We start from the raw sequence: 19,110 nt of genomic DNA on the forward strand, positions 1-19,110 counted from the left end.
TGGGTGTTCAGCGAAGTCGGATTCTGGGGTCGATGAAGGGGGCGATTAGGTCGGCCAACAGATTGCCCAGCACGATGGCGCAGGCCGAGACCAATGTGACGCCCATGATGATCGGGATGTCGACGCGCTGGATCGCCTGCCAAGCCAGCTGTCCGATGCCGGGCCAGCCGAACACGCTTTCCACCACCACGATCCCGCCCATGAAGACGCCGATGTCGATCCCGATCATCGCGATAATCGGCAGGATGGCATTCGGCAGGGCATGGCGCAGTACGATCCGCACACGGGTCAGCCCCTTGGCCCGCGCGGTGCGGATATAGTCAGCGCGCAGGACGTCGATCATGCTGGACCGCATCATCCGGGAATACCAGCCAGAGCCGAGAATCCCGAGAGTCACCGCGGGCAGCACCAGATGAGCAAAGGTCCCGTAGCCGCCGATCGGGAACCAGCCCAGCTTCACCGCGAAGACGTAAAGCAGCAGCAGGCTCACCACGAACTGCGGGGCCGAGACGGTGACGAAAGAGGTGATCATCAGTGTCTGATCCACCGCCCGGCCCCGCCACAGCGCGGCGACGATCCCCATCGTCAGGCCCAGCACCAGCTCGCAGAAGATCGCCGCGACCATCAGCAAAAGGGTGGCGGGCAGCCGCGACAGGATCAGCTCGGCCACTTCGGTCTTTTGCAGATAGCTCCGCCCCATGTCGCCCTGCACCAGCGCGCCTAGGTAGCGCGCGTATTGCACCACGAAGGGCCGGTCGAGACCGAGCTGCTCGCGGATGTTCTCGACCGTCTGGGCGGTCGCCGACCGTCCGGCGATCTGGCGGACCGGGTCGGCGGGCAGGACGTAGAGCAGGAAGAAGGTGATGAAGCTGACGCCGAGAAGGATCAGCACCGCCTGCACGAGGCGCCGGATCAGATAGGCCGCCATCAGTCGCGCCCCCTTTGCGTCGGATCCAGCACATCTCGCAAGGCGTCGCCCACCAGATTGAAGGCCAGCGCCAGCAGGATGATCGCCGCGCCGGGGATGAAGACCAGCCAGGGCGCGGTCTGAAAATAAGTCTGGTTCTCGAAGATGATGTTGCCCCAGCTTGCCGTGGGCGGCTGCACGCCAATCCCCAGAAACGAAAGCGTCGCCTCCAGAAGCACCGTTGTCGAAATCCCCAACGTCCCCCAGACGATGATCGTCGGCAAAAGATGCGGCAGGATGTGGCGGAAGAGGATGCGGGAGGTCGATGCCCCTAGCGTCCGCTCCGCCGCGATGAAGTCGCGCGTGGCCAGCGACGAGGTCTCGGTATAGATCACCCGCGCCGTCTGCACCCAGTTCACCAGAGCGATGACCAGTGCGACGATCCAGAGCGAGGGCTGAAAGATCGCCGCCAGGCAGATCGCCAACAGCAGCGCCGGGAAGGCCATCATCAGGTCTGTGAAGCGCATCAATATGCCACCGATCCAGCCCCGGAAGAACCCGGCGGTGATCCCGACCAGGGTGCCGATGACCAGCGCGAGGCCGTTCGCCACCACCCCGATGACCAGCGAGGTCTGCGCGCCATAAAGAAGGCGGCTGAAGAGATCGCGGCCTAGAAGGTCGGTCCCCATCAGGAACTTGCCCCCCGGCGGCATCGGCGCACCTTCCAGGGTAAGGCCATCGAACATCTGGTCGTTCGGGGCGAAGGGGGCGATCCAGGGGGCAAAGACCGCCCCGGCTACCACCAGCGCAATGATCGCCAGCCCGAACAGCGCCATCTTCCGCCGCAGCAGGCGGGCCAGCGCGCCGGACGGCGCAGCCTCACCCGCGCTCAGATCGGCCATCCCTGCCCCCCTGCGCCACCACGATCCGCGCCGCCGCATCCTCGAAACTGATCCGCCAGGCCATAGCCATCTGACGCAACTGGCCGTAAGCCTCGGCCTCGGTCTTGCCCCGTGCCGCCAGGAGTGTCACCGCGCGGACCACGGTCTGCCGCTCGTCCAGCCGACGCCGCAGATCGGCGATTTCTGCCGACAGCGCCTTCTGCGCATCGAAGGCGTCCCGCGCGATCAAGAGCGCCGAATAGGCTCCGCTGTCCCCCACCGGCTTCAGAAGCTGCGCATGTGACCCCGCCTTCAGCGACCATTCGATCCGCCCCGGCGCTTCGGATCCGATCAGCGCGATCATCGGGATCGGCGGCTGCCCGGCATCCCAAGGGAACATCCCATCGTGCCCCATGTCGGCGTCGAAGAAGATGTAGTCCGCCGCCAGCGCCTCGGGCCCCAGCTCCGGCCAGGCCTGCGTCACCGCCAGCCCGATGGCGGCCAGTTGCCGGGTCAGCGCCTGCACCGTCGGATGTGGGCGATGCAGAATGATCGCCTGTGCGCCGCCGAGGTTCGGGATGCGGATCGGACGGCGCTTCATGACACCACCCGCAAGACCGGCGCGGGGCTCTGTCGGCTGCGCGTGAGGTAAGGATCCCCCGCCACCGCCTCCCAGCGCTTGATCGGCCGGAAGACGCCGCCCTCGACGCGCGCGATGATCACTGGCAGGACCGTATGATGCGTCTCGGGATCGACGATGCCCCTGCCCCGGTCCCCCGCCAGCAACTGCGACAGAGGCCAGTTCTCCGCCCCCTCGCGCCCGGCCAGAAGCCGCGCCAGTTCCATCACCGCCGCAAACGCCGCCGCCTCATGCGAGGACGCGAAGTTCCCCGCCCCCGGCCAACCCGGCACACCCCGGAAATAAGGTCCTGCCGCCACCAGCCCCTCGGCCGCCTGCCCCAGCGCCGGCAATTCGCATTCCGTTACGTTACACGACAGAACCGGGCAATTCTCAGGCAGGAACGCCGCGTCTTCCAGCCCCAGCGCATGATAAGCTGCCATGAAGTCATAGGAAGACGGCCCGATCAGCGAGTTCAGGATGAAATCCGGCCGCGCGAACCGCACCTCCTCGATCATCCGCCCCACCTCGCGCGAGCCGATGGGCAGGTAGCGCTCGCCCAGCACCTCGCCCCCCGCCGCCGTGATCCGCTCCCGCGCCAGCCGGTTCATCTCCCAGCCCCAGATGTAATTCGAGCCGGTCAGGTAAGCCCGCCGCCCATGTACGGGCATCACCCAATCCAGAAGCGGCAGCAGGTGCTGGTTGGGACAGGCATGGGTGTAGACCACATGGTCCGAGGCCTCGAACCCCTCGTAAGGCACCGCATACCAGAGCGTGCCGCCGAATTTCTCCACCGTCGGGATCACCTCCTTGCGGCTCCATGAGGTGATGCAGCCCACCACATGCCGCGCCCCGGTGTCCCGCAGGATTTCCTCGCAAAGCGGACCATAGGCGTCGATATTGCCGCCGGGGTCGCGCTCCACCGGCACAAAGCTCAGGTCCAGCGCCGGGTCGGCGTCGATCCGGGCGATGGCGGCCAGCGCGCCGGACCGGCAGGCCTCGGAGATCAGCGAATAGCTGCCCGAGCGCGACAACAGGAGACCCAGTTCGATCCGCCGCTTCACCCGATTCCCCCGAAACCAAAAAGGGCCTGTCGCTGACCCGTCTCGGTCTGCGCGCAAGGCCCGAATGCCGTGTGACATTTTGTCGAAGTGTTGCCCGTGACGATATGCGGCACGCGCCAGCGGTCAAGTCCCCACAGGCATTTTCTTGCGCGAAAGCTGGTCGGTTTGCCAGAATGTCAGTCGTTGTCGTCCTGCCCAGCGCCGGCATCGGCGCGAGACCGGGCCGTGGGTGGAACCATGCAGCAGAGGGCGAGCGCGTTCAGACAGGCCATCTGAGCGTCGGTCAGCCGCGCGCGGTCCTTCGCGGGGGCCGGATCGGAGCCGACAGGCGGTGCGGTTTCGATCCACAGTCTGGCGCTGTGCGAACCGAAGGCGCCCGCCAGGTGCACCACGCCCGCAGAAGTAACCGTCGCCGAAGTACCGTCCTCCAGACGCAGCGTAAGGCTCGCGCCCTGCGCAGCACCCAGCCGGTGCAGGAAGGGCAGCAGGAGCCCCGGCACCCGCAAGGGCCCCTCTGGTGGTCCACCCCCTTCGGCCAGCGCCAGCCCGGCGGCGACGGGGCAGCCCGGGCCAAGCGGGTCTTCCAGCCAGGCACAAAGCCATTCGCCCACAGGCAGGCCACGGCAAGATAGCCATTCGGCGGCCCAACCCGCCTCTTCAGAGGTGCCCCAGTCGTGACCGGCGCCGCGGGCGGCCTTGCCCGCCAGTGCGCGAATTTCCGCGTTGGAAAGCTCGGTCATGGCGGCATCTCGTCAGGATAGGGTTCGTTCTGGAAAAGGCTGATCCGGACCCAGAGGTCCGAGCGCGGGTCGAACCGCGTGGCGCCAAAGAAGGCGAGCTTGAAGCGCAGGATGTCGATCGGCAGCAGGTCCTGGCCGATCAGGTTGTCGCGGATTTCGGCATAGGGATGGGAAGCGGTGGTTTGCACGCGGCGCAAGGTGTGGCGATGTTCCGGATGCGCGCGCAGGAAGGCACCCACGGTCAGGGCCGGATCTGCGGCATCAAGGTCGCGGCGCAAGGCCTGAACCGCGCGGGCGGTGTCCAGCGGCTGCTCCCGCTCGGCCCCCTCCTCGGCATGGCGGTGACCGAGCCGGGGTTCTGCCTTCTCCTGCGAGACATACCAGAACCGCGCGGTCGCCTCGTCCCGGGCAAAATCGTAGCCCCGCGTCCAGGCATAATCGCGTGCCAGCAGCGCCGAGACTGTGGCAAGCGTCATCGACCCGTCCAACGCAAAGGCCGCATCCTCATCAGCGGCAAGGCTGTTCTCCAGATCGTCGACCAGATGCCCGTGGGGCTCCAGCAGCAGCGCCAGCAGTGCCTCCTGTCCCTCCAGCGACAGCCGCTCGCCCCAGCGCCAGAGCGCGTCCCAAGGGTGCGGCTCCTCGGCCCAGCCGGTTTGCAGATGCGCCGCCAAAGCGGCCAGATCGGCACGCAGGTCGGCAAGCTTCGCCTGCTGAACCGGATGCTCGCTCTGCCACAGCGTGGCATTCTCCTGCGCCTTTGTCAGCGCGGCATGCAGGGCAGCGATCTCGGCCGGGGTGGCATCCGGCTTGCTGCGCACCCGCACCAGCGCCTCTTCCCGCGCGGCGATCCAGTTGTTCAGAAGCAACGGGTGCCGGATCAGGAAGGGCGCAAGACCGAGGCCGGTGGAGTTGCCCACCCCCAGCCGGCGGCGCAGGTCGCGATCCAGCCGCACCGCCTTTGCACCACCCCTGGCTGTCGCCAGATGCTCGGCCAGATCCACAGTAAAGGCACGGGTCAGCCAGACCGACAGCATCTCGGCCTGGAAGGGCGGGCTCAGTTCCGGCCGGTCGGCGATCTCGGACCTGTCCGCAGCGCCGAACTTGCCCGAGCCATAGACCGCGGTGGTGCGCATCAGATAGCCAACCGCGTCGATCTGTGCCGGGTCGGGCTGCCGTCCTGCGGCCAGGCTGTCGACCACATGACGGAAAAGCCGTACCGACTGGTTCGCGCGGCTGAGCGACAGCTCCTTGCGGCTGACCCGCCCGGCCTCTTGCAGCGGCACGTTGCGTTCCAGGCGGTCCAGGTCGGCGGCGGACGGCTCGCCGTCGAAGAGGGCGAAGGTCGCGTCCCAGGCGGTGGCGATCACCCGGTCGGTGCGCATCTCTTCGGGCAGGTCATGGGCGAAGGCGACGAGGCAATAGGTCCGCTCCGGCCCCCGCGCGCGGTAGACTGCCCTGCCCACGCCGCGGCTGTCGATCTGCCAGACCGGACGATCGAAGCGCCAGCCCTCGCGCCGCATCCGCCGCAGAAGGATGCGCAGGAAGGAAAGCCGCATCGGATGGGCCGAGCCCAGCCGCGCGAGCCGCATCACCACATCGGGATGCCGGGGCTGGACCATCACCTCTCGCCGGTTCACTGCGCCGCCCTCTTCTGCTCGGGGACGGCGACGCCAAAGGAAGTGTGGAAGAACCGCTCCCAGTTGCCGCCCAGGATGGCGTCGATCTCGCCACCTGCAAAGCCCACCGCGGCCAGCCCGTCGCGTAGCGCACCGAAATCGCGGGCGTCGCGGAACCAGCGGGGCATGGCGGGGAAACCGGGCGCCTCGGCGCTGCCCTCACCATAGTCCACCCGCTTGGTCCAGCGACCGGCGCGCATCCAGGCGACCACGCTGTCGGGCTGGTCCTGGCACAGGTCACTGCCGATCCCCAGCATCGCGATGCCGTAGCGTTCGGCGGTGCGGGCGATCATCGCGGCATAGTCCTGCAGGGTGCAGGCGCTGCCGCCCTTTAGGTGGTGGGGGTAGAGCGAGAAGCCCAGCATCCCGCCACTCTCCGCAAGCGCCCGGATCACCCGGTCGGACTTGTTGCGCAGCGCCGGATGCCAATCGGACGGGTTCGCATGGGTGACGGCGACGGGCCGGGTGGAATGGGCGATGGCTTCCAGCGTGGAGCGTTCGCCCGAATGGCTCATATCCACCACCATGCCGACGCGGTTCATCTCGGCCACCACCTCGCGGCCCATCCGGGTGAGGCCGCCATCCTCGGCTTCGTAGCACCCTGCCGCCAGCAGCGACTGGTTGTTGTAGGTCAGTTGCAGGAACCGCAGGCCAAGGCGGTGCAGCACCTCGACCAGCCCGATGTCATCCTCGATGCAGGACGGGTTCTGCGCTCCGAAAAAGATCGCAGTGCGCCCGGTGCGGCGGGCAAGCGCGATATCCTCTGCGGTGAAGCCTTGGAAAACAAGTTCGGGGAACAGCTCGAACCAGCGGTTCCAGCGTTCGATGTTGGCTACCGTCTCGCGGAAGGTCTCGTGATAGGTGATCGTGACATGCACCGCATCCACCCCGCCCGCGCGCAACTGGCGGAAGATCGCTTCCGACCAGTTGGAATACTGCAGCCCGTCGACAAGGAAACTCATTCCGGGGCCCCCGCCGCGATGTAGCTGGTCTTGACCGTTGTGAAGAACTCGGCTGCATAGCGCCCTTGTTCGCGCGGCCCGAAGGAGGATTGCCCGCGCCCGCCGAAGGGGACGTGATAGTCGGTGCCCGCAGTGGGCAGGTTCACCATCACGCAGCCCGCGCGCATGTTGGCGCGGAAATGCGTGGCGCGGGCCAGGCTTCGGGTCATGATCCCGGCCGTCAGTCCGTAGGGAGTGTCGTTGGCGATGGCCAGCGCCTCGGCATAGTTCTCGGCGCGGATCAGGCAGGTGATGGGGGCGAACATCTCCTCGCGGTTCACCACCATGGCATTGGTGGTACCGGACAGCACGGTCGGAGCCATGAAATATCCCTCGGTCGGCCGTTCCAGCCGGGTCCCGCCAGTCAGAAGCTGTGCGCCCTCGGCAAGCCCCTTCTGGAGATAGGACAGGTTTCCGGCGAGTTGCCCGGCGCTGACCACAGGGCCCATCTGCGTGCCCTCGGCGAGCGCGTCGCCGACCCGCAGTGCCTCGGCCGCCGCGACCAGCCGCTCGGCGAAGGCATCGAAGATCGCCTCATGCACGATCAGGCGCGAGGCGGCGGTGCATTTCTGCCCAGTACCGCCGAAGGCCGCGTTCGCTGCATGGGCGACAGCGAGGTCGAGATCGCAGTCGTCCATGATCAGCATCGGGTTCTTAGACCCCATCTCCATCTGCAGCTTCGCCCGGTTGCCCAAGGTGCGCGCCGCGATGGTTGCCCCGACCGCTCCCGAGCCGGTGAAGCTGACCGCATCCACGCCAACATGGCCGACCAGCCGGTCGCCCACCTCAGACCCGGGGCCAAGCACCATGTTGAAGGTGCCCGCGGGCATGTCCTGCCGGGCGATCACGGTGGCCAGCGCCGCCGCCGAGGCGGGCGTCAGGTTCGCGGGCTTCCAGACCACGGCATTGCCGTAGGCCAGGGCGGGCGCGATCTTCCACGCCGGGGTCGCGACTGGGAAGTTCCAGGGCGTGACGATGGCCGCCACCCCCACCGGCTCGCGCCGGACCTCGATCTCGATGCCGGGGCGGACGCTTTCGGCCTGATCGCCGTGCAGCCGCAAGGCTTCGGCCGCGAACCAGGTGAAGAACTGTCCGGCGCGGTAGACCTCGCCCTTGCCCTCGGCGAGCGGCTTGCCCTCCTCGCGCGACAAAAGCGCCCCAATCTCCCCGGCACGAGCCATCAGCTCGGTGCCGATCGCCATCAGCACATCATGCCGCTTCTGGATGCCCGCCGATCCCCAGCGCGGCTGCGCCTGCCGGGCAGCGGCCAGCGCATCCTCCAGATCGGCGGCCGACCCCTGGGCGAAATGCCCGATCCTGTCGCGCAAGTCCGACGGGTTCACGCTTTCGATGCTTCCGGCACCCTCGCGCCATTCCCCGGCGATGTAGTTGCGTGTCTCGATGGTCATCTCTCTCATCCTTGTGCGAGCGCCTGCATCGCCCGGCGCATCGTCAATCCCCCCGCGATCATGCCATCGGCGCCGCGGATCGCCAGCACGTCCGCCCCGCCTGCAAACAGGGGGAAGGCATGCTCCACGCTTTCCTCCGCAGCCAGTTCCGGTGCACCGGGCGGCGGCGGCTCTCCAGCCTCGGCCAGCGGGCCACAGGTGAGCACCCGCGCCCTGTTCACATCGCGCACGAAGCGGGCAACATAATCGTCGGTGGGATTGGCGAGGATTTCAGCCCCGCGGCCGCATTGCCGCAACTCGCCGTCTTTCAGGATGGCGATGCCATCGCCGATCAGCAATGCCTCATCCAGGTCATGGGTGATGAAGACGATGGTCTTGTGCAGACGCGCCTGCAGGTCCTTCAGCTGCAGCTGCATGTCGTGGCGGATCAGCGGGTCCAGCGCGGAAAACGCCTCGTCCATCAGCAGGATATCGGCGTTGGTCGCCAGCGCGCGCGCCAGCCCGACACGCTGCTGCATCCCGCCCGAAAGCTGCTCGGGATAGCGCCCCTCGAATCCCGCAAGGCCGACCAGCGTGATCTGCTCCTCGGCGCGGGCCCGTGACTCGGCCTTCGGTACGCCGTCTAGCCGCAGGCCATACATCACGTTCTCCAACACGGTCCGGTGCGGCAACAGGGCAAAACGCTGGAACACCATGGCGATCTTCCGGCGGCGGAAGTCGCGCAGGCGCGGCTCCGGGTAGGCAAGGATATCCTCGCCATCCACCACGATGCGGCCCGCCGTCGGCTCGATCAGGCGGTTGAAATGGCGGATCAGGGTGGACTTGCCAGACCCGGAAAGACCCATGATCACGAAGATTTCGCCCGCCGGAATGTCCAGCGTGATGTCCTTCAGACCGAGCACAAGGCCGGTCTCTTCCAGAAGCCGCGCCTTGCCCATACCGGCGCGCACCTTGGCCATGGCGGCCTGCGGGTCAGGGCCGAAGATCTTCGACACGCCCTCGACGCGGATCTTGATGCTCATGGCTCAGCCTCCACGGTGCAGGTTGGCCTGCATCCGCCGACCCCAGGCCTGGGCGAGCCGGTCGAAGATGATGGCAAGGAAGACGATGCCGAGGCCGGCGAAGAGCCCGCGGCTGACCTCCAGCCTCTGGATGCCCTGCAACACCTGATAGCCCAGCCCCCCCGCACCGATCATCGAGGCGATCACCACCATGGACAGCGCCATCATCGTGGTCTGGTTTATCCCCGCCATGATCGAGGGCAGCGCCAGCGGAATCTGCACGGTGAACAGCTGTTGCCGGGTGGAGCCGCCAAAGGCACGGCTGGCCTCGACTACGCCCTCATCGACCTGCCGGATGCCAAGGTCGGTCAGCCGGATCACCGGCGGGATGGCAAAGACGATGGTGGCCAGCAGCGCCGGGATTTTGCCGGGGCCGAACAGCATGACGAAGGGGATCAGGTAGACGAAGATCGGCATGGTCTGCATGATGTCCAGAACCGGCAGCGCCGCCGCCCGCAAGCGGTCGGAGCGCGACAGCACGATCCCGGCGGGAATGCCCGCCAGCACCGACAGAACCGTTGCCATCACCATCAGCGCCACGGTCGCCATTGCATCGGTCCAGACGCCCAGAAGCCCTATGGCGACAGTCAGCACAGCAACCAGTACCACCATTCGCCAGCTACGCGACGCCGCCCAGGCCAGCGCGCAGAGCGCCACCAGCACCACCCACCAGGGCAATGCCTGCAAGCCGCGCTCGATCAGCAGGAGAAGCCGCAGCACCGGCATGAACAGCCATTCCAGCGTCTCGCCCCAGCGGGCGACGATGCCGTTGAAGGCGGCGTCCAGCCAGCGGCCGAAGCCGCGCGCGTCCCAAAGGTCGGGAAAGCCCTGTGTCATGGTCCTGTCCTTCTGCGGCCCGCACCACCGCGCGGCGCGGGCCTTTGCTGATCAGAGCCCGGCCTGAACCTTCTCGGCCACCTCGGCAGGCACCCAGGCGGTCCAGATCGCCGGGTATTCCTTCAGGAAATGCACCGCCACCTCTTCGGGCGTGGCACCGTTGTCATCACCCCAAGCAAGCACCGTGCTGATGTCGTCGTTCGGAACCTGCATCTTCGACAGGAACTCCGCCACCTCCGGCGCCTGCTCTTTCAGGTCCGCGACGACGGCGACCGCCACCTCGCCGGCAGCCCAGCCCGTCACTTGCGGATCGGCGCAGTTGGCGTCGGTCAGGCAGGTGAACGCCTCGCGGTCGCTGTCGGGCATCCCCAGGCGCACCAGCTTGAACTTGCCCACCACGTCCGAGGGACCCCAGTAGTATCCGACCCAGGGCCGGTGCTGCGCCACGGCGCGGGCGATCGACGCCTTCAGGTTCTCACCCGATCCCGGCGAGAACAGTTCGAAGCTGTCCTGCAGTCCCAGTGCCTTGTAGTAGTTGGTGATGATCACCTCGCTCGCCCAGCCGGGGGGGCCGTTGTAGAGCCGTCCCTTGCCGGGATTCTGGTTATCCTCGAACACCTGCCAGTTGGCGGCCAGGTCCTCGATGGACTTGATCTCCGGGTGTTCCGTCAGAACGTAGTCCGGCACCCACAGACCGTCCTGCCCCCCGCCCGAGAAGATGTCGGACGCCTTGTAAACGTTACCCTTCTCCTGCATCTGGTCCCATTGCGCCTGCACGGTGGAGACCCACAGCTCGGGCGCGATGCTGGGTTCGGAGCGAGTCAGCATCGAGGTCGCCGTGGGCACAGTATCGCCCGGCACCAGCTGCGCGTCGCAGCCATAACCGTTGGCGAGGATCTTCTGCGTCACATGCGCCAGCGTGGCGGCGGAAAGCCAAGTCATCTCGGCGATGGTGACACTGCCAGCTGTGCCGCAGTCTGCGGCGGCGGCGGGCGCGGCTTGCGACAGGGCGGCGGCGGAGAGGGCCAGCGCGGCCAGACGGGTCTTGTGGGTCATGTTACCTCCTGCGGGGATGGGGCGCCTTTGCGGCTGCTGTGGCGAGCAGGGTGGCGGAAGATGAAACTTCAATCAAACGATAACAATTGAGTTGAATTTCAGATTTCCTGAATCTGTTGCAACAGGTCCTCCGGTACCTCCACCGCCGTGGTGGTGGCCCGCGCCTTGCGGCGGCGGCTGCCGGGTAGGCGTGCGCCCACCTGCCCCTCGATTGCGGCACGGAGGCCGGCGATCCGTTCGGCGAAACCGGGCGCGAAGGCCGCAGGGTCCAGCGCAAGGAAACACTGGCCGGTGCCGGGCGGCCCGCCGTCAGGACCGGAGAACGGGCTTGCCTCGCGACTGGAGACCGCACCGGCGAGCGCCGAGGCGAGCACTTCGGCCAGAAGACCCACACCAAAACCCTTGGCGCCGCCCGCAGGCAGCATCGAGCCCTTCAGCCCCTGCGCCGGATCGGTGGTCGGTCGCCCCGCGCCGTCCAGCGCCCAGCCCTCGGGGATCGGCTCGCCACGCCGCGCCCGCAGCAGGATTTCGGACTTCGCCACCACGCTGGCCGACTGGTCCAGCACGAAGGCGGCCGTCCCCCCTTCACCGGGCACCGCCAGGGCGAAGGGATTGGTGCCGATCACCGGCACCCGCCCGCCCGGCGGCGCAATCGAGGCCGGAGCATGGGTGAAGCACAGCCCGATCAGCCCCTCTGCGGCGATGTCGGCGGCGTGGTGGCCGAGTACCCCGCAGTTGTAGGATCGGCGCAGGGTCATCGCCGCGATGCCGCAGTCGCGCGCCGCCTGCAGCAAAAGCGGCAACCCGGCGGCAATGGCCGGATGGGCGAAACCATGAGCGGCATCCACCACCACGGCGCCCGGTCGCGGTTGCGCGACCTGAGGCACCGCCTGGCCCTGCACCTTGCGGCAGCGCAGATGTCCGGCATAGACCGGCAGGTACAGGAGCCCGTGCGAGCGGATGCCCTCTGCCTCGGCCCGCCGCAGCGAGCGTGCGACCGGCCCCGCCTGCTCCTCCGAGGCACCCGCGCGCCGCAGCGTGGTTCGCGCCAGATCCTCCACCTCTTCCAGTGTCAGCCGCATCCCCATCTCCTTTCCCCTCGCAGAGGCACTGATTGCCGACTTCAGATCAAGCGAGTAATTCTGCAGAAAGCCTCAATGGAATTGAAGCAGATGATCCGTCTCGAAGCCCTGCGCGCTTTTGTCGAGGTCGCCGGTCACGGCAACATCAAAGACGCCGCCGACAAGCTGTGTCGCACACCCTCGGCGCTTTCCATGACGCTGAAACAGATCGAGGACCGGCTCGGCTGCGCCCTGTTCGAGACCGACCGCAAGGCCAGCCTTACCGCGATGGGCCGCTTCCTCTACGACCATTCCATCCTTCTTCTGCGCGACTATGACCGGGCGATGGACCTGGTCGAGGCGCAGGCCAAGGCGCGCAGCGGCAAGCTGCGACTGGCCTCGGTGCCCTCGGTCGCAGCGATGCTGCTGCCGCAGGTGCTGCAGGGCTTCCTCGCGGGCCGCCCGGACGTCGAGATCGACCTCGTGGATACCGACAGCACCGACGTGCGCCATCTGGTCGAGACCGGTCAGGTTGACCTCGGCCTCGCCGGCCTGTCGGATGAGGCGCCTGGACTGATCGCCGAGCCGCTGTTCCGCGACCCGCTGCTGGTCGTCTGCCGCGCCGACTCGCCCCTGTCGCGGCAGGCCGAGCCGCTGTCCTGGCCCGATCTCGCCGCCGAGACGATGATCCTGAACGAGGCGACACGCGCCCTGCCCGCGCCGGGCTTCCAGGCACTGGTCGCCGCCTCGCGCTTCTCGGTGCGAAACGTGACGTCGCTGATTGCCATGGTGCAGGCAGGCCTCGGCGTAACTCTCTTGCCCGCGCTGGCGACGGTTGCCTTGCCAGGCACGCTCGGCACCCGCCGGCTTGCGGATCCGGCCTGCCTGCGCACGGTCGGCCTCTACCGCCGCGAGGGTCGGGTGCTGAGCCCCGTTGCCGAGGCCTTTCGCAGCGGCCTCGGCCCGGCGGCCCGGAGAATCGCGGAGCAACTCGGGCTGGAGGGGATCGAATAGGTTCCGCGCATGAATTACCGAAAGATTTGCGCGGCGATATGAACGATTTCTCCCATCTTGCTTCCAAGGGGGATCCAAACGCAAACGCCGCCCCAGAGGAGAACGGCTACGATGATGACGTTGACCGCAAGAGGATGTTGCCGCCTCGTTGATCTTCTCGGCTGACTTGCGGCATCTTTGACTGCTCCAAATTACCCATAAGGACATTAAGGGAGCATTCGAGATCGGTCAGTGTCCGCGCTAGGCTCTAAGCAACACGTTGCGGCACAGCAACCGTGGCGGCTCGCTAGCTCAGCAGACCCGGCCCGAAACAGCCGAGGGCGGCCCGGAGGACCCATCTGTGCTTTCTTCTGTTGAAAAGCAGCCACCCGCGAAGGTCTTCGCGCAACAGCCATTGTGAGGATGATCGCCACCGTTCCAGCTCGTGATTGCACGGTGTCTGGAGATGAGCCTTTGGCCTTGGATGTCAGTGTAAAACGACTTTCATCCTCCGATTGTTTCTGTTGAATATGAGGCAGATGTCGGGTTTATTCTCTTTGCCCTGCAGGAGCCATCGCATGTGTCAAATCTGCTTCGAAGCTATCACAGACAGCGGCCTGATGCATTTCTGCCATTGCGGCAGCCCGGATACTCTGGCGGCGATGCGCCGCATCGAGGCGGATATCTCCAGGAGGCAGATGCTGGGGGGTATGGCGGCCGTCACGGGCATGTTTGCAGGCTTTGGCCTTGCGCCGAAAGAGGTGCGGGCGCAGGCGGCGGGCGCGCCGCTCTTGCTGACCAATCTGAAATATTTCGACGGCAAAACTCTTAGCCTGCACAGCGGTATCGACATTCTGATCGAGGATGGGCGTATTGCGGCGCTGCCAGCCGCAGGGCAGGGTCCGGCAGAGGCCGAGCGGATCGATTGCGGCGGACGCACCGTCATTCCGGGGCTGATCGACAGCCACTGGCACACCACGCTGGCCTCGGTCAGCCAACTGGCCGCCATGACACAGGATATCGGCTTCCTGCATCTGATGGCGGGCAAAGAAGCGGGTGCGACGCTGATGCGCGGCTTTACCACCGTGCGCGATGTCGGCGGGCCTGCCTTTGGCCTGCAGGCGGCGGTGGATCGCGGCGTGGTCAGTGGACCACGCATTTTCCCTTCCGGGGCGATCATCAGCCAGACCTCTGGCCATGGCGATTTCCGCTTTCAGAACGCGCTGCCGATGATGCCGGTTGATCAGGCCGATTACGCCAGCAAGGCAGGTATGTCGGCGCTGGCCGATGGCGTGCCGGAGGTGCTGCGCCGCACGCGTGAGCAGCTGATGAAGGGCGCAAGCCAGATCAAGATCACTGCAGGCGGGGGAGTTGCCTCGCAATATGACCCCTTGGAATCGCTGCAATTTACCGAGGAGGAGATGCGCGCGGCGGTCGATGCCGCCAACGACTGGGGCACCTATGTCTGCGCCCATGTCTATACCTCAGCCGGCATTCAGCGCTGCATCCAGGCCGGTGTGAAATCCATCGAACATGGCCAGCTTGCCGATGAGGATACCGTCCGCATGATGGCCGATCACGGCACCTGGTGGTCGATCCAGCCCTTCCTCGCCGATGAGGACGCCAATAAATACACCGACCCGAAAGCCGTGGCCGCGCAGAAAATGGTGGCCGAGGGCACGATGCGGGCCTTTGAATGGGCCGACAAGCACAAGGTCAACTGGTCCTTCGGCACCGATATTCTTTACGGCGGCGGCGAGACCCAGGCGAAACAACTGACCAAGCTCGCGCGGTTCATGTCGCCGCTGACGGCGCTGCACCGCGCCACCGGGGCGGCGGGCGATCTTCTGGCGATGTCGGGCGCGCGGGCGCCCTATGACGGCAGGCTGGGCGTGATCTCCGAGGGGGCCTTCGCCGATCTGCTGGTGATCGATGGCGATGCCGAGGCCGGGCTCGACTGGCTGGCCGACAGTGACAATCTGCGGGTGATCCTGAAAGGCGGCCGCATCTTCAAGAACAGCCTCTGAGGAGAATGAGATGATCCGAAATCTGCTGGGTGCTGCGGTCGTCGTTGTCACCGGATCGCTTCCTGCGCTGGCTGAAGACTGGTCGGGCCAGGTTACGCCCTATGTCTGGGCGGCGGGCTTTGGCGGCGACATCACGCCCTTTACCGGCGCGCCGACGCTGTCCTTCGACAAGAGCTTTTCGGATGTTGTCGATGACCTTGATGGAGCCTTCTTTCTCTCGGGCTATGCACGGCGTGGCGAGCTGGTTTTCATGGGCGACCTCAGCTGGTCGTCTAGCTCGAAATCCGGCCTTGTGCCGCCGGGACTACCGGCTGAGGGAAAGCTTACCCAACGCTCGCTGACGCTGCTTGCGGGCTGGCGCGCGGTGAACAATCAGGGCTTCACGCTGGATCTGCTGGGCGGCGCCCGAGCCTGGAGCATCAAGAGCAGCGTCTCGGTCGCAGGCGGTCTGATGCAGGCCTCGCCTGGCAAGGATTTCGTCGATCCAATCCTGGCGGCGCGGGCCAATATCGCGATGGGGCCGCAATGGTCGGCGGTGATCTATGCCGATTTCGGCGGTTTCGGGGTCGGCTCGGAAAACACCAGCCAGGTTCTCGCGACCGTGAATTACGAGGTGAAGGACAATCTCTGGCTGTCCTTCGGTTATCGTCAGCTGAATGTCGATTACCGGAGCGGCGGCACCGAAGTGGATGTGCACATGGGCGGGCCGCTGTTCGGCGCGACATGGCAGTTCTGAGGAGATATAGCCATGTTTCGCAGTCTTGCTCTTACCCTTTCGCTGTCGCTCGCCGCGGCGCCCTTTGCCGATGCCTGCACCCGCGTTGTCTATCACGGCCCCGAAGGCCGCGTCCTGACCGCGCGCTCGATGGACTGGAGCATGCCGATGGTCTCCAATCTGTGGGTTTTCCCCCGCGGCATGACGCGCACGGGCGAGGCAGGCCCGCGCTCGCTGGAATGGACCTCGAAATATGGCAGCCTGATCGTCTCTGGCTACGACATCGCCACCGTCGACGGCATGAATGAGGCCGGGCTGGTCGCGAATATGCTCTGGCTGGTCAGTTCGGATTACCCTGAGGATGACGGCAAGACGCCGCAGATGTCGCTCGCGCTCTGGGCGCAATATTTCATGGACAATTACGCCACCGTGGCCGAGGCGGTGGCGGATCTGGAGGCCAACCCCTTCAATGTGGTGACCAAAGACGTACCGATGCAGCCCGGAAAGCTGACCACGGTGCATCTGTCCCTGTCCGATGCCGGCGGCGACAGCGCCATTCTGGAATGGATCAACGGTGAGCTGATCGTCCATCATGGGCGTGAGTTCAACGTGATGACCAATGATCCGCCCTATGATCAGCAACTGGCGCTTGCCTCCTACTGGAAAGGCGTCAATCCGCGTGAGGTTTTGCCCGGCACCACCCGCGCCGCTGACCGTTTCGTGCGGGCGGGCACCTATATCGATATGGTCGTGCAATCCGACGACCCGCGTGAGGCGGCGGCGGCTGCCTTCAGCGTGATCCGCAACACCTCGGTACCTTACGGGATCACGACCCCGGATTCACCGAACCTTTCGACCACGCGCTGGCGGGTGGTGGCTGATCAGAAGGACCGGCTGTTCTATGTGGAATCCGCGATCTCGCCGAATGTATTCTGGGTTGACCTGAAGCAGCTGGACTTTGCCGAAGGCAGCGGCGTGCGTCTGCTGGACCTGGGCATGGATATGGGCAACATCCACTCGGGCGAGGTATCGGGCGAGTTTGTTCCGGCGGAATCCTTCCGTTTTGAGCCAGCCGAGTGAGAGAAATCACGACAAAAAAGCCTAGTCCATCTTCCGGCACTGGCACTGTTGTGTCCGATAGTGGCGGCCTGCGTGGCACCCGGGCCAAGTAAGCGGGTGCGTATCCTGTAAAGCACGGCACATGATATCGTGCTGCACGTGCGGGTCGAATGCCCCCGCGGCAGCCAGCCCGTTATGACAAGCTGGCACAAGGTGAATACGCCCGGGTTGGCAGGAAAGCCAGTTTTTGCATGGAGCAGAAATTGACCTTCGGCTGCGATGTGACCTATCCCTCTATTTTACAGGGTCGGCGTCTTCGTCAGCATCGATGTCGATGGCACTCTGCTGATCGAGCGTGGTCCCGCCCGCCCCGAAGATGAAATGCCCGTGGAACGGGAAGCCGAGATCGCACCCGTGGCGCTTGCCCCGACCGCAGCAACATCACGCGCGGCGATGACCTTGATGTCGCAGGCCGTTGTGGCCGCCTCGACATCCTTTCGCTTTCGATCGATACAAGGCTGCGTTCCATAGTAGTCTTCAATGGCAGCTTGCCGCAGGGCGAGCCAGCGACTGCCCAGGAGGGCATGCCAGATGTCAGGACTGACCGCTCTCGAGCTGGCGCGTATCCAGTTCGGCTTCACCATCTCTTTCCACATCATCTTCCCGGCCATCACCATCGGGCTGGCCAGCTATCTGGCCGTGCTGGAGGGCTTGTGGCTGTGGAAGAAGGATACGGTTTACCGCGATCTCTACCACTTCTGGTCAAAGATCTTTTCGGTGAACTTTGCAATGGGTGTCGTCTCGGGCCTGGTGATGGCCTATCAGTTCGGCACGAACTGGAGTTACTTCTCCGCCTTCGCCGGGTCGATCACCGGGCCTTTGCTGGCCTATGAGGTGCTGACCGCCTTCTTCCTTGAAGCAGGCTTCCTTGGCGTCATGCTCTTTGGCTGGCACCGGGTGGGGCCGGGGCTGCATTTCCTTGCAACAGTCATGGTCGCCATCGGCACGCTGATCTCGGCCACCTGGATTCTGGCCTCGAACAGCTGGATGCAGACCCCGCAGGGGTTCGAGATCATCAATGATGTCGTCGTGCCGGTGAACTGGATCGAGGTGATCTTCAATCCCTCCTTCCCCTACCGGCTTGCGCATATGGTGACGGCGGCCTTCCTTGCCACCGCGCTGTTCGTCGGCGCATCAGGGGCATGGCATCTTCTGAAGGGCGACAACAATCCCCGCGTGCGCAAGATGTTCTCGATGGCGATGTGGATGCTGCTGGTCGTGGCCCCCTTGCAGGCCTTTATCGGAGATCAGCACGGGCTGAACACGCTGGAGTATCAGCCTGCGAAGATCGCCGCGATAGAGGGGCATTGGGAAAACCGGCCGGGCGAAGGCGTGCCGCTGATCCTGTTCGCCTGGCCTGATCAGGCGGCGGAGAAGAACCACTTTGAGATTGCCGTCCCGAACCTCTCCAGCCTGATCCTGACCCATAGCCTTGAGGGACAGTTCCCCGCGCTGAAGGAATTCGCGCCAGAGGACCGCCCGCCGGTCGCAGTGGTGTTCTGGACCTTCCGCATCATGGTTGGGCTTGGTGTACTGATGATCACGCTGGGGCTTTGGGCAGCATGGCGGCGCTGGCGCGGCACGCTTTACGAGGGGCGTTGGTTGCACCGCTTTGCCCTTGTGATGGGGCCAAGCGGGCTGATCGCCATCCTTGCCGGATGGTACACAACCGAAATCGGCCGCCAGCCCTGGGTGATCTATGGCGTGATGCGCACCAAAGACGCGGTTTCGGACCATTCCACCCTCACCATGAGCGTGACGCTGATTGTCTTCATCGTCGCCTACCTCTTCGTCTTCGGCATCGGCACCCGCTACATGCTGAAGCTGGTCGGTAAAGGCCCCGAGGCGGGAGAGGAAGACCCCGCGACCGGCAACGACGACCCCGGCCAGAGCCCGGCACGACCGCTTTCTGCCGCACCTGACCTCAAGAAGGAGGCGTGA

The 19,110-nt window shown here is 65.6% G+C and carries 17 protein-coding genes; 5 read left to right on the forward strand and 12 right to left on the reverse strand.

Features of this window, described 5'->3' with window-relative positions; all coding sequences use genetic code 11:
- Nucleotides 1-7: 7 nt before the first annotated feature.
- The 12 genes from V7Q39_RS00860 to V7Q39_RS00915 all read right to left on the reverse strand — a co-directional run bounded on the left by V7Q39_RS00860 (nt 8) and on the right by V7Q39_RS00915 (nt 12,336).
- On the reverse strand, nt 8-928 hold the full coding sequence (locus V7Q39_RS00860; protein WP_333814312.1) for an ABC transporter permease: 921 nt from the start codon (nt 926-928) through the stop codon (nt 8-10).
- Nucleotides 928-1,809, reverse strand: coding sequence for an ABC transporter permease (locus V7Q39_RS00865; protein ID WP_333814313.1), 882 nt, complete (start codon nt 1,807-1,809; stop codon nt 928-930). Before V7Q39_RS00865 ends, V7Q39_RS00860 begins: the two co-directional genes overlap by 1 nt.
- Complete coding sequence (locus V7Q39_RS00870; protein ID WP_333814314.1) at nt 1,787-2,389, reverse strand: ANTAR domain-containing response regulator; 603 nt, start codon at nt 2,387-2,389, stop codon at nt 1,787-1,789. The genes V7Q39_RS00865 and V7Q39_RS00870 overlap by 23 nt, the downstream gene beginning before the upstream one ends.
- The gene (locus tag V7Q39_RS00875) at nt 2,386-3,471 is read right to left on the reverse strand and encodes a transporter substrate-binding protein (protein WP_333814315.1); all 1,086 of its coding nucleotides are present in this window, start codon (nt 3,469-3,471) and stop codon (nt 2,386-2,388) included. The genes V7Q39_RS00870 and V7Q39_RS00875 overlap by 4 nt, the downstream gene beginning before the upstream one ends.
- A 176-nt stretch (nt 3,472-3,647) precedes the next feature.
- On the reverse strand, nt 3,648-4,211 hold the full coding sequence (locus V7Q39_RS00880) for a DUF3726 domain-containing protein (RefSeq protein ID WP_333814316.1): 564 nt from the start codon (nt 4,209-4,211) through the stop codon (nt 3,648-3,650).
- On the reverse strand, nt 4,208-5,833 hold the full coding sequence (locus tag V7Q39_RS00885; protein ID WP_333814386.1) for a hypothetical protein: 1,626 nt from the start codon (nt 5,831-5,833) through the stop codon (nt 4,208-4,210). Before V7Q39_RS00885 ends, V7Q39_RS00880 begins: the two co-directional genes overlap by 4 nt.
- Nucleotides 5,834-5,847: 14 nt before the next feature.
- On the reverse strand, nt 5,848-6,852 hold the full coding sequence (locus V7Q39_RS00890) for a membrane dipeptidase (protein WP_333814317.1): 1,005 nt from the start codon (nt 6,850-6,852) through the stop codon (nt 5,848-5,850).
- Complete coding sequence (locus tag V7Q39_RS00895; RefSeq protein ID WP_333814318.1) at nt 6,849-8,300, reverse strand: aldehyde dehydrogenase family protein; 1,452 nt, start codon at nt 8,298-8,300, stop codon at nt 6,849-6,851. The genes V7Q39_RS00890 and V7Q39_RS00895 overlap by 4 nt, the downstream gene beginning before the upstream one ends.
- Before the next feature lie 5 nt (nt 8,301-8,305).
- Nucleotides 8,306-9,322: a quaternary amine ABC transporter ATP-binding protein gene (locus V7Q39_RS00900; protein ID WP_333814319.1), complete on the reverse strand. Its 1,017-nt coding sequence runs from the start codon at nt 9,320-9,322 to the stop codon at nt 8,306-8,308.
- A gap of 3 nt (nt 9,323-9,325) precedes the next feature.
- A complete protein-coding gene (locus tag V7Q39_RS00905; protein WP_333814320.1) occupies nt 9,326-10,198 on the reverse strand; it encodes an ABC transporter permease in 873 nt (290 codons plus the stop codon).
- A 51-nt stretch (nt 10,199-10,249) separates the two neighbouring features.
- Nucleotides 10,250-11,254: a glycine betaine ABC transporter substrate-binding protein gene (locus V7Q39_RS00910; RefSeq protein WP_333814321.1), complete on the reverse strand. Its 1,005-nt coding sequence runs from the start codon at nt 11,252-11,254 to the stop codon at nt 10,250-10,252.
- A 98-nt stretch (nt 11,255-11,352) separates the two neighbouring features.
- Nucleotides 11,353-12,336, reverse strand: coding sequence for an Ldh family oxidoreductase (locus V7Q39_RS00915; RefSeq protein WP_333814322.1), 984 nt, complete (start codon nt 12,334-12,336; stop codon nt 11,353-11,355).
- Nucleotides 12,337-12,426: 90 nt separating this feature from the next.
- Here V7Q39_RS00915 and V7Q39_RS00920 point away from each other — a divergent pair, with 90 nt between their 5' ends.
- The 5 genes from V7Q39_RS00920 (at nt 12,427) to V7Q39_RS00940 (ending at nt 19,110) form a co-directional block, all read left to right on the forward strand.
- Complete coding sequence (locus tag V7Q39_RS00920; protein WP_333814323.1) at nt 12,427-13,329, forward strand: LysR family transcriptional regulator; 903 nt, start codon at nt 12,427-12,429, stop codon at nt 13,327-13,329.
- A gap of 599 nt (nt 13,330-13,928) precedes the next feature.
- Nucleotides 13,929-15,335 (forward strand): metal-dependent hydrolase family protein, encoded by a 1,407-nt coding sequence (locus V7Q39_RS00925; RefSeq protein ID WP_333814324.1) that lies wholly within the window; start codon nt 13,929-13,931, stop codon nt 15,333-15,335.
- Nucleotides 15,336-15,345: 10 nt separating this feature from the next.
- Nucleotides 15,346-16,071, forward strand: coding sequence for a hypothetical protein (locus V7Q39_RS00930; RefSeq protein ID WP_333814325.1), 726 nt, complete (start codon nt 15,346-15,348; stop codon nt 16,069-16,071).
- A 12-nt stretch (nt 16,072-16,083) separates the two neighbouring features.
- Entirely contained in the window at nt 16,084-17,130 is a 1,047-nt protein-coding gene (locus tag V7Q39_RS00935; protein WP_333814326.1) for a linear amide C-N hydrolase, read from the forward strand.
- A 570-nt stretch (nt 17,131-17,700) separates the two neighbouring features.
- Nucleotides 17,701-19,110: a cytochrome ubiquinol oxidase subunit I gene (locus V7Q39_RS00940; protein WP_333814327.1), complete on the forward strand. Its 1,410-nt coding sequence runs from the start codon at nt 17,701-17,703 to the stop codon at nt 19,108-19,110.

It is taken from the genome of Tabrizicola sp., assembly GCF_036781545.1.
Classification (GTDB): Bacteria; Pseudomonadota; Alphaproteobacteria; order Rhodobacterales; family Rhodobacteraceae; genus Tabrizicola.

Coding starts and splice junctions, on each gene's coding strand:
- V7Q39_RS00900 (WP_333814319.1), bottom strand. CDS start 9,322: ATGAGCATCAAGATCCGCGTCGAGGGCGTGTCGAAGATCTTCGGCCCT.
- V7Q39_RS00910 (WP_333814321.1), bottom strand. CDS start 11,254: ATGACCCACAAGACCCGTCTGGCCGCGCTGGCCCTCTCCGCCGCCGCC.
- V7Q39_RS00880 (WP_333814316.1), bottom strand. CDS start 4,211: ATGACCGAGCTTTCCAACGCGGAAATTCGCGCACTGGCGGGCAAGGCC.
- V7Q39_RS00870 (WP_333814314.1), bottom strand. CDS start 2,389: ATGAAGCGCCGTCCGATCCGCATCCCGAACCTCGGCGGCGCACAGGCG.
- V7Q39_RS00920 (WP_333814323.1), top strand. CDS start 12,427: ATGATCCGTCTCGAAGCCCTGCGCGCTTTTGTCGAGGTCGCCGGTCAC.
- V7Q39_RS00935 (WP_333814326.1), top strand. CDS start 16,084: ATGTTTCGCAGTCTTGCTCTTACCCTTTCGCTGTCGCTCGCCGCGGCG.
- V7Q39_RS00890 (WP_333814317.1), bottom strand. CDS start 6,852: ATGAGTTTCCTTGTCGACGGGCTGCAGTATTCCAACTGGTCGGAAGCG.
- V7Q39_RS00915 (WP_333814322.1), bottom strand. CDS start 12,336: ATGCGGCTGACACTGGAAGAGGTGGAGGATCTGGCGCGAACCACGCTG.
- V7Q39_RS00925 (WP_333814324.1), top strand. CDS start 13,929: ATGCATTTCTGCCATTGCGGCAGCCCGGATACTCTGGCGGCGATGCGC.
- V7Q39_RS00865 (WP_333814313.1), bottom strand. CDS start 1,809: ATGGCCGATCTGAGCGCGGGTGAGGCTGCGCCGTCCGGCGCGCTGGCC.
- V7Q39_RS00930 (WP_333814325.1), top strand. CDS start 15,346: ATGATCCGAAATCTGCTGGGTGCTGCGGTCGTCGTTGTCACCGGATCG.
- V7Q39_RS00860 (WP_333814312.1), bottom strand. CDS start 928: ATGGCGGCCTATCTGATCCGGCGCCTCGTGCAGGCGGTGCTGATCCTT.
- V7Q39_RS00895 (WP_333814318.1), bottom strand. CDS start 8,300: ATGACCATCGAGACACGCAACTACATCGCCGGGGAATGGCGCGAGGGT.
- V7Q39_RS00940 (WP_333814327.1), top strand. CDS start 17,701: ATGTCAGGACTGACCGCTCTCGAGCTGGCGCGTATCCAGTTCGGCTTC.
- V7Q39_RS00885 (WP_333814386.1), bottom strand. CDS start 5,833: ATGGTCCAGCCCCGGCATCCCGATGTGGTGATGCGGCTCGCGCGGCTG.
- V7Q39_RS00905 (WP_333814320.1), bottom strand. CDS start 10,198: ATGACACAGGGCTTTCCCGACCTTTGGGACGCGCGCGGCTTCGGCCGC.